12 protein-coding genes are annotated in these 14,528 nt (G+C 61.8%); 8 read left to right on the top strand and 4 right to left on the bottom strand.

Features of this window, described 5'->3' with window-relative positions:
* Window positions 1–11: 11 nt before the first annotated feature.
* The gene (locus HAH_RS09000; protein ID WP_014040644.1) at window positions 12–785 is read right to left on the bottom strand and encodes a DUF6517 family protein; all 774 of its coding nucleotides are present in this window, start codon (window positions 783–785) and stop codon (window positions 12–14) included.
* A 126-nt stretch (window positions 786–911) separates the two neighbouring features.
* On the opposite strand from HAH_RS09000, the gene HAH_RS09005 reads away from it, so the two are divergent.
* Window positions 912–2,066: an acyl-CoA dehydrogenase family protein gene (locus HAH_RS09005; RefSeq protein ID WP_008313353.1), complete on the top strand. Its 1,155-nt coding sequence runs from the start codon at window positions 912–914 to the stop codon at window positions 2,064–2,066.
* 722 nt (window positions 2,067–2,788) lie between these two features.
* On the opposite strand, the gene HAH_RS09010 is transcribed toward HAH_RS09005, so the two are convergent.
* Window positions 2,789–4,117, bottom strand: coding sequence for a Cdc6/Cdc18 family protein (locus HAH_RS09010; protein ID WP_008313351.1), 1,329 nt, complete (start codon window positions 4,115–4,117; stop codon window positions 2,789–2,791).
* Between the two features lie 618 nt (window positions 4,118–4,735).
* Between HAH_RS09010 and HAH_RS09015 the strand changes: the two genes are divergently transcribed.
* The gene (locus tag HAH_RS09015; RefSeq protein WP_014040645.1) at window positions 4,736–5,533 is read left to right on the top strand and encodes an N-acyl homoserine lactonase family protein; all 798 of its coding nucleotides are present in this window, start codon (window positions 4,736–4,738) and stop codon (window positions 5,531–5,533) included.
* Between the two features lie 18 nt (window positions 5,534–5,551).
* Here HAH_RS09015 and HAH_RS09020 read toward each other — a convergent pair whose 3' ends face one another.
* Entirely contained in the window at window positions 5,552–5,734 is a 183-nt protein-coding gene (locus tag HAH_RS09020; RefSeq protein WP_014040646.1) for a hypothetical protein, read from the bottom strand.
* A 66-nt stretch (window positions 5,735–5,800) separates the two neighbouring features.
* Window positions 5,801–6,520, bottom strand: a complete 720-nt coding sequence (locus HAH_RS09025; protein ID WP_014040647.1) for a DICT sensory domain-containing protein — start codon at window positions 6,518–6,520, stop codon at window positions 5,801–5,803.
* 268 nt (window positions 6,521–6,788) lie between these two features.
* On the opposite strand from HAH_RS09025, the gene HAH_RS09030 reads away from it, so the two are divergent.
* From HAH_RS09030 to HAH_RS09055, 6 genes are all read left to right on the top strand, one after another.
* Entirely contained in the window at window positions 6,789–8,687 is a 1,899-nt protein-coding gene (locus tag HAH_RS09030) for a 2-oxoacid:acceptor oxidoreductase subunit alpha (RefSeq protein ID WP_014040648.1), read from the top strand.
* A gap of 3 nt (window positions 8,688–8,690) precedes the next feature.
* Window positions 8,691–9,629, top strand: a complete 939-nt coding sequence (locus tag HAH_RS09035; RefSeq protein ID WP_014040649.1) for a thiamine pyrophosphate-dependent enzyme — start codon at window positions 8,691–8,693, stop codon at window positions 9,627–9,629.
* Window positions 9,630–9,714: 85 nt separating this feature from the next.
* Complete coding sequence (gene lrpA1, locus HAH_RS09040; protein ID WP_004591923.1) at window positions 9,715–10,143, top strand: HTH-type transcriptional regulator LrpA1; 429 nt, start codon at window positions 9,715–9,717, stop codon at window positions 10,141–10,143.
* A 35-nt stretch (window positions 10,144–10,178) separates the two neighbouring features.
* Window positions 10,179–11,852, top strand: a complete 1,674-nt coding sequence (locus HAH_RS09045) for a DHH family phosphoesterase (RefSeq protein ID WP_014040650.1) — start codon at window positions 10,179–10,181, stop codon at window positions 11,850–11,852.
* Between the two features lie 38 nt (window positions 11,853–11,890).
* Window positions 11,891–12,682 carry a CBS domain-containing protein gene (locus HAH_RS09050; protein WP_044951895.1) on the top strand — a complete coding sequence of 264 codons (792 nt, stop codon included), beginning with the start codon at window positions 11,891–11,893 and terminating at the stop codon, window positions 12,680–12,682.
* Window positions 12,683–12,757: 75 nt separating this feature from the next.
* Window positions 12,758–14,461, top strand: a complete 1,704-nt coding sequence (locus HAH_RS09055) for a methylmalonyl-CoA mutase family protein (RefSeq protein WP_014040652.1) — start codon at window positions 12,758–12,760, stop codon at window positions 14,459–14,461.
* Window positions 14,462–14,528: the final 67 nt, after the last annotated feature.

Consider the following 14,528-nt stretch of genomic DNA (forward strand, 5'->3'; position numbering starts at 1 on the left):
GCTCAGTAGCGTTACTGGACGCCAGTGACGAGATTCCGGACTTCGGTCCGATAGGTTTCGGGCTGGAGTCCGAGGTCGACATCGACGGTGACCGTGATGCCGTCGCTCAGGTCGTTTTCGACGACCTGTTCGAAGTTCTGCGCCGGGTACGCGCCCCCGGAAATGATGACGAAGTCGCCGTGGTGCCAGACGGCGAACATCGCCGAGATGTCGATGTCGCTGGCCGGTATCTCGACGGCCTCGTTCTCGGTCACGTCGAACGAAATTCCCTCGAAGGGGTACACGGCAGACAGTTCGACTGTCTCGGCTGTCTCGCCGGTGTCGATATCGATTGTTCCCTCGCCGGTTTTCTCGATATCGGTCAACCCCTGGGCTTCCATCTGCTGTTCGAAGCTGTCGCGGGCGTTCGTTCTGACTTCTGCCAGCAGTTCCTTGCGGCCCACGCCAGCCGGGAGATTGTCGAGATTCGGGCTGAAGTCGACGCGGGTGGCGAAAAACACGGAGAGCGCAGTCTGGACCTGGTCGAGGGTACGACTGGCGACGCGTTCCTGTAGCTGTTCGTCGACGTACTGGACCGTACTTGAGACGGCCTCGACCGAAACCGGGCCGTAGCTCCGGTCGAACACTGTTTCCGAGGACTGGTCCGTTCGCGTCCAGCCGCCGTCTTCGAGGCGCTGTTTCGGAACGTCCGGTGGCGGTGCCTCGGCCGCGGCCAGAAACGAACACCCCGCAAGCCCGGCGGTTCCGAGGGTGGCTCCGGCAAGCAGGTAGTCTCGACGGTTCATGCCCGAGGAAGGCTACAGCCATGGAAAAGCGTGCTGGCCGATTATCAGGAGTTTCCGGGAAACAACTATGGCGGTGTTTTGCAGAGTTCCACGGAGTATATCAGTACACAAACCATGATAATTCCCATGGATCTGCTATCCGAGAAACTCGTTCCGGAGCACGCACGCGAGGTCAAGGAAGAGGCTCGGGAGTTCGCTGCGGAGCACATCGAACCAGTCGCCGGTGAGTACTACGCGTCCGGGGAGTATCCCTGGGATGTGCTTGAAGCAGCCAGGGAGGCCGGCCTCGTCGCCCAGGATATCGGCGAGGAATGGGGCGGGAGCGGCTACGACCTCCAGCAGATGCTTGCGATGGCGGAGGAGTTGTACAAGGCCGACGCAGGGATCGCGCTGACGATTCAGCTCGCCAGCTTCGGGGCAGAGATCGTCGAGGACCACGGCGCGGACTGGCAGAAAGAGGAGTTCCTCGAGCCCGTCGCCACCGGCGACCAGCTTACCGGCCTCGCCGTCTCCGAGCCAGAGACGGGGAGCGACCTCGCCGGGATGACGACAGCCGCCGAGAAGGACGGCGACGAGTGGGTGCTCAACGGCGAAAAGTACTGGATCGGCAACGGCGTCGAGGCCGACTGGGTGACGCTGTACGCCAAGACCGGTGACGACCCGAACGACCGCTACGGGAACTACTCGATGTTTATCGTCCCGACGGACGCCGACGGCTACCACGCCGAACACATCCCCGAGAAGATGGGCTTCCGGGCGTCCAAGCAGGCTCACATCGTGCTCGACGACTGCCGGATTCCGGAGGAGAACCTGATCGGCGTCGAAGGGGCCGGCTTCTACATGCTCGCCGAGTTCTTCAATCACGGCCGCGTCGTCGTCGGCGGACACGGCATCGGTCTCGCCGCCGCGGCCATCGAGGAGGCCTGGGAGTTCGTCCACGACCGCGAGGCCTTCGGCAAGACCGTCGACGAGTTCCAAGCGGTCCAGCACAAACTGGCCGATATGCAACTCGGTCTCCAGTCCGCCCGAACGCTCACCTGGCACGCGGCCGAACGCGTCGCTAACCAGGAGAACGCCGGTTACTGGGCCGCATTGGCAAAGACTAACGCGACCGAAGCCGCTATGGACTGTGCGGAGAAAGGAATGCAACTACACGGGGGCCGGTCGGTGCTGACGGAGAACCGCATCTCTCGCGTTTACCGCGACGTGCGCATTCCGGTCATCTACGAAGGGGCCAACGACATCCAGCGGAACCTCATCTACAAGCAAGCCCCGATGTAACGGAGAGGGCTCAGTCGATCACTGTCGATTGGTTGATTGCGTCGCAAACGACGTATTTTTCGCTGGAACACCACCCTACGAGTGTTCTGACAGCCCTATACAAACGATCCGACACCACCCTACAAGTGTTCTATCACCACCCTGCAAGTGTTTCCAGTACGACTACAACTGGACCAGAACAGTGGACAGGTGTTCACACCCCACCCTGCAAGTGTTCGCACGGGGGTATGCGTCGTGCGGGGGTGCGCGAGCGTCTGAGATTCCCGAAAACACCACCCTGCAAGTGTTTTTGAGACGTTGTTCGGAGTTCCGATGCGCCACTCTAACACCACCGTGCAAGTGTTTCCCGCACTGGGAGAGACAGACGAGAGCCCACGGGAACACCACCCTGCAAGTGTTCAGGAAAGCCCATTTTGAGCGGTTTTCCCGGCGAATCGGTGTTGACACCACCCTGCAAGTGTTTTCGAAACGGAATACCGGGAGGCTGTGGTGGAAACGGACGGACACACCGGTCTGCAAGTGTTCTACACACTGCAGTGGAGGGTAACTGCCACATAATCGCTCGGTAGCACTCCGGGTTCACGGTCTACTGTTGGCACACACACACCACCCTGCAACTGTTCTGGACTGTACAATAGAGGGACTGCCACTGAACACACACACACCACCGTGCAAGTGTTCTGCCATGTGAGTCGGTGGGGGGAGGGGAGCAAATACGCTGGCTACGTGAACTGCCAGAGGTTCTGTTGCTCGTCGTCGGTCGTGTCCGGTGCCTCAAACTCGGTGGCCTCGTCTTCCAGATAGTGTTCGAGTATCCCGTTGACGTTGCTCGGCACGGCATCGCTGTAGGACGACTGGAGCGCGGCGTTGATGATATCGGTCGCGTCGTCGGTGACCTCGTAGATGTACTTGCGCCCACCCTTGCGACCGAGGTTGCGTTCGGCCGAGCGGACTAGCCCTTGCATGGAAAGCTGGTCGAGGAACTCGTAGATCTTGCGTTCGGATTTCACGCGGCGGCCACTCGACTCCGCAATCGAGGAGTAGAGGTTGTAAATCCGCTTTGTCGACGCCTCGTGTTTCGGTTCGATGAGCGCAAGCGTCGTCGCGAGGTACGTCAGCGCCTGCTGTGAACTCAGGTCGTGCTCGAAGTAATCCAGCAGTTCGTCGGTTTCGATAGTGTCTGTCGCCCGTCGCGTATGTGCTTCTGTCACACCGTCCGCGCCCTCCATCCGCGCGTACTCTCCGGCCTTTTCGAGGATTCGGAGTCCCTGCCGAACGTCGCCCCGTTCCTGCGCCGAGAAGGCCGCCGCCAGCGGGACGACATCTTCGCCGAGCACGTCCTCTCGGAACGCAATGTCGGCGTAGTAGCCGAGAATGTCTCGGAGTTCCGTTGCGTCGTACGGACCGAACTTGATCTCTCGCTCCCCGAGCGTCGATTTCACTTTGGGTTCCAGCACGTCGACGAACTTGAGGTCGTTCGAAATCCCGATGAGTCCGACCTTCGCATCGGTGATCGGCGTGTTCTCGTTCGCTTCGGCCCGCGGCAGTTCATACAGGAAGTCGTTCCGCGCGTCCGCTGGAATGTTGTCGATCTCGTCCAGGATGATGAGGACGTTCCCACCCACGGCTTCGATCTCCTCGTAGAGGAACTCGAAGACGCTGTCAGTGCTGTAGCCGCTCTCGGGGAGTTGGTTCTCCGGATCTCGGAACTCGTTGACGAGTGTGTTGACCAGGGCGTACGCCGACCGGTAGTTCCGGCAGTTTATCGGACCGACAACGGTGAGTGGGATGTCCTCGGCCTCGGCCTTCTCTTCGAGTTTGTCCCGTACCCACTTCGTAACGGCAGTCTTTCCGACCCCCGTTGGGCCGTAGACGAAGACGTTGTTGGGGTCGTGGCCGACGATGACGTCCTGAAGCGCGTTGATGTAGAACTCGATCTCCTCGTCGCGGTGAAAGATCGTATCCGGCGTGAACGTGTCTTTTTTCAGCGGTTGCTTTCGTTCGAAGATCGCGTCAGTCCCATCGAACGGGTTCTCGTTCACGTCGACCATCGTACGCCACCTTTTGAGTGACTCTATATAAAACCAGTGACCACCGTACAAGTGTTTCAAGTGTTTTCACGCCGAACAGTCACACACCACCCTGCAAGTGTTTCTTCGATCCCTCTGGAAAACAGCCACGAGCAGTCTGCTGCACCGACCCTTCATCTAGAACACTTGAGTCCTGCGATTCTCGACTGTCTCGTTCTGGACCGTATCTAGAACTAGTAGCACTATTATATATTTTATGGTAAAGGCAATAAAATCATATTCACCATCGAACGTCCACCTCCATAGAATTCAAGCTACAAGTGCTTCAGAGCACTCATATCTGCATATACGAATAGTCTTCTGATCATGTACTCTCAGTAGAATCGAACAATCTGCCATTTCTTTAAGTATGCAGAGGGAGCCTCCCCCTCCCCACCCCCACCCCTGGAAACACCGAGAACACTTGCAGGGTGGTGTGTGTGGGTCCCGCTTTTCCACCGACATTTCGGTATAAAAGTACTCAGCGTCGATACGGCATGAAACCCCTGCCATAGCGAACGGTTGGTCATATAGCGAGCTAGCCCGTCACCCGCGGCGCACGGCACCGCTCTTTACTTTCTGACAGCCCGTAGACACCGTATGGACGACCTTACAGTGACGTTCGTCGACCGGGGCCGCGTACAGGCTGATCGAAACTTCGTCGTCGACGGCCACAGCGTCGCGACGGCCTCGGACCGCGACCCGGAACACGAGTACGAAACGTACGTCGTGTGGAACCTCATCGTAGAGACGCCCGAGATGACTATCCTCTGGGACACTGGCTCGCATCCGGAGGCCGGCGACGGGTACTGGCCGACGCCGCTGTATGAGGCGTTCGCACACGTTGACGCCGAGGAGCACGCCCTGCCGGCGGATCTCGAAGATGCGGGCTACAGCATCGACGACATCGATGCCGTCGTGATGAGCCACCTGCATTTGGACCACGCTGGCGGCTTGCACAACTTCGCGGGAACAGACGTCCCGATCTACGTCCACCGGGAAGAACTCCCGTACGCGTACTACAGCGCCAATACGGACGACGGCTCTATCGCCTACCTCGCCAGCGACTTCGACCGGGACCTGAACTGGGAGATCGTCCACGGCGACAGCTATCATCTCACCGATGGGGTCGAACTGTTGCACCTTCCCGGCCACACGCCCGGGCTCATGGGCGCGTTCATCGACCGGCCGGGCCAGTCGCTCCTCGTCGTCGGCGACGAAGCGTACGTCGAAGCGAACTACGCGGGCCAGCCGATGGCGACGAGCCTCCTCTGGAACAACGGCTCATGGAAGGAGAGCCTAGAGCGGTGCCGCGACCGACAGCGGGCGACGGGGGCTGAAGTGCTGCTCGGCCACGACCTCGCGGTGTTCGAAGACGTGTCCGGGGCTGCGGACTGATTCGATATCAGCGTGAGATTAGTCCGACATAACGACAAGTGTCCGGCGCTCACCGTCGTCAGTCGCCACGACCCATCGGTCTTCGTGGCGCTCGATGACCGCCCACACGCCGAAAAACAGGTGCAACTCCAGTTCGAGACTGTTGACGCGCTCTCCGGTCTCCTCGATGCGGAACTCTCTAGACTCGGTCACGGTCGGCATCTCAAGAGCGAATGTCGGCCGACGGCGAGCCGTGGTAATGACCGCGCTGGCCGGTTCGAACGCGGCTCACTGTTCGAGGAAGCCGTACGTCTCCTCCAGATAGTCGATGATCCAGTCGACCGTCGACTCGTCGTAGGTCCAGAAGCCGTAGAACTCGCGTGGCTCGCGCTCCTCGGCCAGCAAGGCGCACTTCTGGGTCGGGTCACCGCCGCCGTCGAACACGACGAACCACGAGTCGGCGATCTCGTCCGACCGTTCCAGATGCAGCGAGAACGTGCTGTACTCGGGTGGCTCGACGTCAGGGACGGCATAGGCGTGAACGTCCACGTCGGTCTCACCCAGCCGTTCGTAGAGGTCGAGTTCGCCCTGAAGCGTAGACAGTGTCTGGAAGCCGGCGTGCAGCGTTCCCTGTCCCACACGCCACGCGCGGTCCTCGATCTCGCGGGACGCGGCCGTCATCCGCTGGATAGACCACGAGGTGAACATCGTCTCGTCGAGGTGGTCGAGAATCGACGCGTACGGGCTGTCGTCCCGCGTGATGTACTGACGGCCTTCGTCAAGCGAGTCGGTAAACGAATTGAGACTCGCGGCCGCGATGACCGCTTCGTCCTCGCTGAGAGTGATAAACTCGCCCGGGCGTCCGCTCTCAGTCTGCTCGGTCTGAACGTGGACGTTGCGGTCCGCGAAGCGCTCGCGCAGGTCTTCAGCCGCTGTCGGCCCGGCGTTGAAGACAGTCAGCGTCTTCTGATGGTCCTCGACGCCAGCGATGAGTTCCGTTAACGACATCCTCGACTATACATCGGTAGTCACTGTGTTAGTCGTTGCGGGAGGAAGTTGCATGGCTTACTATTGCTGGCTGACACCTGTCTCCCAGACGGATATCTCGCCCCTGTGAACGTGTCCCAACAGCGACGGACTTCAATTTCGAAAACGGCAATCTGAGGTACCTGAGCCGAAAGATAACGATTAATGAGTGGTGATGTAGTGGAAAATCTTTAGTCATGGCCCCCCAACGGGATGATACGGCACCAGAGCTGGGGCCGAGGATTTCACCATGACAGACAACGAACTAATCTGGCGAATCGCCGGTGGTTCCGGTGACGGAATCGACTCGACAAGCCAGAACTTCGCGAAGGCCTTGATGTGGTCGGGGCTGAACGTGTTCACACACCGCCATTACCCGTCGCGTATCCGCGGCGGCCACACGTACGTGGAAGTACGTGCGAAAGACGAGCCAGTACAGTCCCGCGGGGACGGCTACAACTTCCTGCTGGCCCTGGGTGACTCCTTCGCCCGGAACCCGCAGGAAGAGGCCTACTACGGCAAAGAGGAGCTGAAACCGCTGTACGAGAACTTCGACGACCTCCGCGAGGGCGGCGTCCTCCTCTACGACGAGGGGCTGCTCGACGAGGAAGACGTCGACGAGATCGGTCTCGAAGAGGCCGCCGAGGAGAACAACTGGCACGTCGTCCCGATGGACCTCCGCGGCATCGCCAAGGAGCACGGCCGCGAGATCATGCGGAACACGGCCGGTATCGGCGCGACCGCGGCCATTCTCGACATCAGCACCGACGAGTTCGAGAAGCTCATCAAACAGAACATGAGTGGCGACATGCAGGAGGCGAACCTCAACGTCCTGCACGACGCCTACGAAGCCGCAAGCGAACTCGATATCGATCACGACATCGAGGTCCCCGAGGGCTCCCACGACGAGGAGCAGGTCATCCTCTCGGGCTCGAACGCCATCTCCTACGGCGCAATCGACGAGGGCTGTCGCTTCATCTCGGGCTACCCCATGACTCCGTGGACCGACGTGTTCACGATCATGTCACAGCACCTGCCCTCGTTCGGTGGGATCTCCGAACAGGTCGAAGACGAGATCGCGGCCGCCGCGCTGGCCCTCGGTGCGTCTCACGCCGGCGTGAAAGCCATGTCCGGGTCATCCGGCGGTGGCTTCGCGCTGATGTCCGAACCGCTCGGACTGGCGGAGATGACCGAGACGCCTATCGTGCTCGTCGAAGCGATGCGGGCCGGCCCCTCGACGGGGATGCCGACCAAGCCCGAGCAGGCGGACCTCGAACACGTCCTGTACACGTCACAGGGCGACTCCGCCCGCGTCGTGTTCGCGCCGGCGAACATCCGCGAGTGCTACACGCAGACCCGCTCGGCGTTCCGCATCGCCTACGAGTACCAGATCCCGGCTATCGTCATCTACGACCAGAAGATCCAGGGCGAACTCCGGAACCTCCCGGCCAGCCACTTCGACGAGGAACCGAACGCCGATCCCGGCTCGGTCCTCACCGAAGAGGAGATTCAGGACGCCGCACACCACTCCTCCGGGAAGTTCCAGCGCTTCCTCCACGAACCCGAGGACGGCTCGAACGTCAGCCCGCGCTCCGTGCCGGGCCAGAAGGACGGCCGCTTCCTCGCGACGGGCAACGAGCACAACCCATCGGGCCACATCAGCGAGGACCCCGAGAACCGTATCGCCCAGATGAACCGTCGGCTCAACAAGCTCGACGACATCCGTGCTGATCTGGACGAAAACACGTCCCACCAGACCTACCACGGACCCGACGAGGCCGACTACGGCATCCTCGTGTGGGGCAGCCAGCAGGGGACCGTCTTCGAGGCCGTCGACAGACTCAACGAGAACGGCCATTCCGTGAAGGCGCTTGGCGTCTCCGACATGGCTCCGTACCCGAAGGAGGAGGTCTCCGAGTGGCTCGAATCGGTCGACGAGGCGCTCGTCGTCGAGATGAACGCCACGGCCCAGTTCCGCGGCCTGACTCAGAAGGAACTCGGCAAGTACGGCGACAAGATGTCGAGCCTCCTCAAGTACAACGGCAACCCATTCGAGCCCGCCGAGATCGTCGACGGGTTCGAGTCCAGCATCGACGGCGAGGAACTCGCCGCGAGCAACATGAAGTACGTCCCCGCGGCAGGTGACTAACCAATGAGTGCATTCTCAGCAATCAACGAAGAACGCGAGATCGAGCGCGACGAGTTCACACCCGGCATCGAACCGCAGGCGACCTGGTGTCCGGGCTGTGGTGACTTCGGCGTCCTCAAGGCGCTCAAGCAGGCCATGCCGGAGGTCGGCAAGAACCCCGACGAAGTCGCGCTGTTCACCGGAATCGGCTGTTCGGGGAAGCTCAACAGCTACTTCAACAGCTACGGTTTCCACACCATCCACGGCCGCTCGCTGCCCGTCGCCCGGGCCGCGAAGCTCGCCAACCCCAACCTCGAAGTCATCGCGGCCGGCGGGGACGGCGACGGCTACGGTATCGGTGGGAACCACACCATCCACACGGCCCGTGAGAACCACGACATCACGTACATCGTGTTCAACAACGAGATCTTCGGGCTGACCAAGGGGCAGACGTCGCCGACGTCGCCGAAGGGCCACAAGTCCAAGACACAGCCCCACGGCTCGGCGAAGTCGCCGATCCGCCCCCTGTCCCAGCAGCTCAACGCCGGTGCGACCTACATCGCCCGGACCGCGGCTGTCAACCCGAACCAGGCGAAAGAGATCATCGCCGAGGCCATCGAACACGACGGATTCGCGCACATCGACTTCCTGACCCAGTGTCCGACCTGGAACAAGGACGCGAAACACTACGTCCCGTACACGGACGTCCAGCAGTCCGACGAGTTCGACTTCGACGTCTCGGACCGCGCGGAAGCCGCCGAGATGATGCGAAAGACCGAGGAGCGTCTGTACGAGGGCGAAGTGCTCACCGGTCGGATGTACATCGAAGACGAGCGCCCCTCCTACGGCGAGGAGAAGCGCCAGATCGGCGAGATGCCCGAGGAACCGCTCGCAGAGCGGTACTTCGACGAGGACGCGGAGTGGGAGCGGACCTACGACAACCTCCTCGAACATCACAAATAAGGCCCGCTACTGGACTGCAGACACCACCTCGAACGTGGGTTTCTGGTTCGGAAGATATTTTTTCATGCACCGAAAAGATTACTCTATGAGTGCCGAGTCCACGGAGCGTCGAATCCTGTCGGTCCTTGAAGAGGACGCACAGGCCTCGTACGCAGAAATCGCGGAGCGAGCCGACGTATCGAAGCCCACAGTCCGGAAATACATTCAGAAACTCGAAGAGGAGGGCGTCATCGTCGGCTACTCCGCCGATGTCGACCCGAAGAAGCTGGCAGGCCAGTCGATTGCCCTTGTCGGCATCGACATCGCGAGCGATTGCTACGTCGAGGCCACGCGGAACCTCAAGGAGATCCCGGAGATGGAGGAACTGTACACGTCCAGCGGCGACCACATGCTGATGGCGGAGGTCCGAGCGATGGACGGGGACTCGCTGGCAGACGTCATCGAAGACAAGATTCTCGCGCTCGACGGCGTTACCGCCGCGCATCCGTCGTTTCTCCAGGAACGGCTGAAGTAACGGGTTTTTAGACGCTCCAGCGCTGACTGCACGGTATGCTTTCTCGGCTGGTGCTCGGACTCGGGCCGACGGCCGCGGACCTTCTCGACGCGATTAGCGACGACCGCGGCGACCTGGCAGTCGTGACCCAGGACGAGCACCGTGCTGAAACGCTCCGGGCGGACGGTATCAACGTACTCGAAGCCGACCAGACTGATCCATCTGTTCTCGCCGATCTCGACGTTCACCCCGAGAGCGTCATCATCGCCAGCGAGGACCCCGAGCAGAATGCCGACGCGGCGACGGCCGCACGTGACTGCTTTCCCGACGTGTTCCTCCTCGCCTACGCCGGCCGCGGCGCGACGGCAGACCAGCGCGACCGACTCGACAGCGTGGCGGACCGGCTGGTTACGCCGGAGTCTGTCGTTACCGACTACGTCACCCAGTCGGTCGGCGACGAAGGAACGCGGGCCAGACAGCTCCATCAGGTACTGCGGGACATCGACGACCACCTCGCCGTCGTCACGCACGACAACCCCGACCCGGACGCGATTGCCAGCGCTGTCGCCCTCGGGGCGCTCGCTGAACGGGCCGATTGCGAGGTGACGATCTGTTACTACGGAGAGATTTCTCATCAGGAGAACCGGGCGTTCGTCAACCTCCTCGATTTCGACCTCCGGAACTTGGATGCTGACTCCCCGGACGAACTGGACGCGTTCGACGCGTTCGCGCTGGTCGACCACTCCAGAGCCGGTGTCAACGACCAGCTCCCACCGGAGACCCCCATCGACATCGTCATCGACCACCATCCGCCGCGCGTCCCGATCGAAGCCCGATTCGTCGATCTCCGGAGCGGCGTCGGGGCGACGAGTACGTTACTGGTCGACTATCTCCAGCGGTTCAACATCGACATTCCGACCCCAATCGCGACGGGCCTGCTGTTCGGCATCCAGGTCGACACGAAGGACTTCCGCCGGGAGGTCGCCGCCGCGGACTTCGAGGCCGCCGCGCATCTCGTGACGAACGCCGACATGGCGACGCTCCAGCGCATCGAAGACCCGAGCGTGAGCCCGGAGACGCTGTCGGTCATCGGCCGCGCGATCGCGAACCGCGAACAGGAGGGCTCGGTGCTTCTGACCGGCGTTGGCGAGATAACCGACCGTGACGCGCTCGCGCAGGCGGCCGACAGGCTGCTCGACCTCGAAGGCGTGCAGGCGACGATGGTGTACGGCGTCGTCGACGGGACGATCTACGCCTCTGCACGGGCTCGCGGGGCGGACATCGACCTCGGCGAGGCGCTGCGGGACGCCTTCGGACAGATCGGGTCCGCGGGCGGTCACGCCGATATGGCGGGCGCACAGATCGACCTGGGGATGATCACCGTCGACGAGCGCGAGGAGTCGCTGGAGGAGATCGTCCGCTCTATCGTCTCTGACCGGTTTCTCGACGCTATCCAGTCGCGGTCCCACCGGCTGCTCGGGCGCGTCTACGCACGCGCTGACTACGACGTGGCCGCGTTCACGGAGTCGACGGCGCTCAGACGGGACAGCGGAGACACCATCACGACGCCTGGAGACACGCCTGCAGGGTCGAGCGACGACACCGCAACGGACTGGAACAGCGATGTGCTGTTTCTGGAAGACGGCGACGAAGACGGAGGCGACGAGTCAGAACAGGCGGACGACAGCCCGGAGACGCTCGTCGAACCCGACGACAGCGAGCCGCCGTAGGCGAGCCTTTTTTGCCGTCGGTCGAGAACATCGCGCCGATGGAGGAATCGAGTCGACCGACGGTCGGAGACTACATGACACGCGAGGTTGCCACCGTCGAACTCGACGACACTGTCGGGGAGGTCGCCCGACGGATCGCCGACAACGACCACTTCAGCGGGTTCCCGGTGACGGACGGCCGCCGCGTCGAAGGGTTCGTCAGCGCGCGCGACCTGTTGCTCGCGGAAGACCACGAGCCGATGTTCCGTGTGATGACCGACGACATCCTCGTGGCGCACCCGGACATGGCCGTTCAGGACGCGGCACGCGTCATCCTGCGGTCGGGCATCCAGAAACTTCCGGTCGTCGACGACGCCGGCCACCTCGTCGGCATCATCTCGAACGCCGACGTGATCCGCTCACAGATCGAACGGGCGACCCCGGGCAAGGTGGACAAGCTCGGCCGGACGCTGGAGAACATCCACGGTATCACGACACACGAAGGCCGACGGGAGGTGGAGCTCGACGACCTGACGCCGACACAGACGACGGTGTACGCCGACGAACTCGAAGGCCGGGTGTACGAACTGGAACGCGGGCTGGCGGAACCGCTCGTCGTCATCGACAACGGCGGGGACCTCCTGCTGGCTGACGGCCACCACCGCGTGAAAGCCGCCGCGCGGCTCGATATCGACGAAATGGACGCCTACGTCATCGTTCTCGACGAGACGGTCGAACTGGGGATGGCCGAGACGGCCGCAGACTCCGACCTGGAGTCGATCGACGATATCGAGGTCGTCGACTACGCGCACCATCCGCTCGTGCAGACGACGGAGCGGCTCCAGAATTAGTCCTCGACGGTGTGATTGACGGTAGCGTCCCACTTTGCCCGAACCTTCTTACTAAATCATGACATACACCGGAGTATGTTCGACGAGTCGGACCTCCAGCGCATCCGCGAGCAGAAAGACGAGTGGGAAGCCGAGACACTGGACCCCGTACTGGACGCCTACGGCGAACGCAAAGAGCAGTTCGCGACGGTCTCAAACCTCGACGTAGACCGGCTGTACACGCCGCTCGACGTGGACGACGTCGATTACGAGGAAGACATCGGCTTCCCCGGCGAGGAGCCGTTCACACGCGGTGTCTATCCGACGATGTATCGCGGCCGGCAGTGGACCATGCGGCAGTTCGCGGGCTTTGGGACCGCCGACGAGACCAACGAGCGATTCCACTATCTCATCGACGAGGGCCAGACCGGGCTCTCGACGGCTTTTGACATGCCGACGCTGATGGGGATCGACTCCGACGACGTGATGGCCGACGGCGAAGTCGGCAAGGAGGGCGTCGCCGTCGACACGCTGGCGGACATGGAGCGGTTGTTCGACGGCATCGACCTCGGTGAGGTGTCGACCTCCTTCACGATCAACCCCAGCGCCCCCGTCATCTACGCGATGTACATCGCGCTGGCCGACCAGCAGGGCGTCCCGCGCGAGGAGATCCGCGGAACCCTACAGAACGATATGTTCAAGGAGTTCATCGCACAGAAGGAGTGGGTCATTCCGCCGGAGCCGTCGCTGAAACTCGTCACCGACACCATCGAGTTCGCCAGTCAGGAGACGCCGAAGTTCAAGCCTATATCCGTATCGGGGTATCACATCCGGGAGGCCGGTTCGACAGCCGTACAGGAACTCGCGTTCACGCTCGCGGACGGTTTCGCCTACGTCGAAGACTGTCTGAACCGCGGGCTTGAGGTCGACGAGTTCGCACCACAGCTCTCCTTTTTCTTCAATTCGCACAACTCCATGTTCGAGGAAATCGCGAAGTTCCGTGCGGCCCGGCGCATCTACGCCCGCGTGATGGACGACTGGTACGACGCGGAGGCTGACGCGAGCAAGCAACTGAAGTTCCACACCCAGACCGCCGGGCAGTCACTGACAGCCCAGCAACCGCTGAACAACATCGTCCGCGTGACGATTCAGGCCCTCGCAGGTGTGCTGGGCGGAACCCAGAGCCTACACACCAACAGCTTCGACGAAGCGCTGGCGCTCCCATCGGAGCAGGCCGTTCGCGTCGCCCTCCGGACACAGCAGATCATCGCGGAGGAGTCGGGAGCCGCCGATATCGTCGACCCGATGGGCGGCAGTTTCGCCATCGAGTCGTTGACCGACGAGGTCGAGGAGAAGGCGATGGCCTACATCAACCACATCAGGGACGAACTCGGCGACGGCTCGGTCCGCGACGGCGTCATTCAGGGGATTCAGGACGGCTACTTCCAGCGTGAGATTCAGGACGCCGCCTACGAGTACCAGCAGCGTGTCGAGAGCGAGGAAGAAGTCATGGTCGGGGTTAACAAGTACACCGTCGAGGAAGACACCGAACCCGAGATTCTCACCGTCGACGAGGACGTACAGGAACGCCAGCGGGACAAGCTTGCGACGGCCAAGGCAGAGCGCGATGACGCGGCCGTGGAGGCGGCGCTCGACGAACTGCAGCAAGTGATCACCAACGGTGGGAACGTCATGCCCGTCATCATCGACGCGGTGAAAGCCTACGCGACGATGGGCGAGATCATGGCCGTCTTCGAGGCAGAGTACGGGAGCTATCAGGAAACGGCCAGCGTCGCCTGACTGGACAGAGCGTACGCTCAATCGTCGCTTGAAGAACTGTTTTCGAGGTGCAACCAACTTCCATCAT

The sequence above is a fragment of the Haloarcula hispanica ATCC 33960 genome, from assembly GCF_000223905.1.
GTDB classification, from domain to species: Archaea; Halobacteriota; Halobacteria; order Halobacteriales; family Haloarculaceae; genus Haloarcula; species Haloarcula hispanica.

What these genes read in the sequence shown, in the direction of transcription:
- HAH_RS09035 (WP_014040649.1), top strand. Translation starts at nt 8,691, where the DNA reads ATGAGTGCATTCTCAGCAATCAACGAAGAACGCGAGATCGAGCGCGAC.
- HAH_RS09020 (WP_014040646.1), bottom strand. Translation starts at nt 5,734, where the DNA reads ATGCCGACCGTGACCGAGTCTAGAGAGTTCCGCATCGAGGAGACCGGA.
- lrpA1 (WP_004591923.1), top strand. Translation starts at nt 9,715, where the DNA reads ATGAGTGCCGAGTCCACGGAGCGTCGAATCCTGTCGGTCCTTGAAGAG.
- HAH_RS09010 (WP_008313351.1), bottom strand. Translation starts at nt 4,117, where the DNA reads ATGGTCGACGTGAACGAGAACCCGTTCGATGGGACTGACGCGATCTTC.
- HAH_RS09030 (WP_014040648.1), top strand. Translation starts at nt 6,789, where the DNA reads ATGACAGACAACGAACTAATCTGGCGAATCGCCGGTGGTTCCGGTGAC.
- HAH_RS09045 (WP_014040650.1), top strand. Translation starts at nt 10,179, where the DNA reads ATGCTTTCTCGGCTGGTGCTCGGACTCGGGCCGACGGCCGCGGACCTT.
- HAH_RS09015 (WP_014040645.1), top strand. Translation starts at nt 4,736, where the DNA reads ATGGACGACCTTACAGTGACGTTCGTCGACCGGGGCCGCGTACAGGCT.
- HAH_RS09050 (WP_044951895.1), top strand. Translation starts at nt 11,891, where the DNA reads ATGGAGGAATCGAGTCGACCGACGGTCGGAGACTACATGACACGCGAG.
- HAH_RS09055 (WP_014040652.1), top strand. Translation starts at nt 12,758, where the DNA reads ATGTTCGACGAGTCGGACCTCCAGCGCATCCGCGAGCAGAAAGACGAG.
- HAH_RS09025 (WP_014040647.1), bottom strand. Translation starts at nt 6,520, where the DNA reads ATGTCGTTAACGGAACTCATCGCTGGCGTCGAGGACCATCAGAAGACG.
- HAH_RS09005 (WP_008313353.1), top strand. Translation starts at nt 912, where the DNA reads ATGGATCTGCTATCCGAGAAACTCGTTCCGGAGCACGCACGCGAGGTC.
- HAH_RS09000 (WP_014040644.1), bottom strand. Translation starts at nt 785, where the DNA reads ATGAACCGTCGAGACTACCTGCTTGCCGGAGCCACCCTCGGAACCGCC.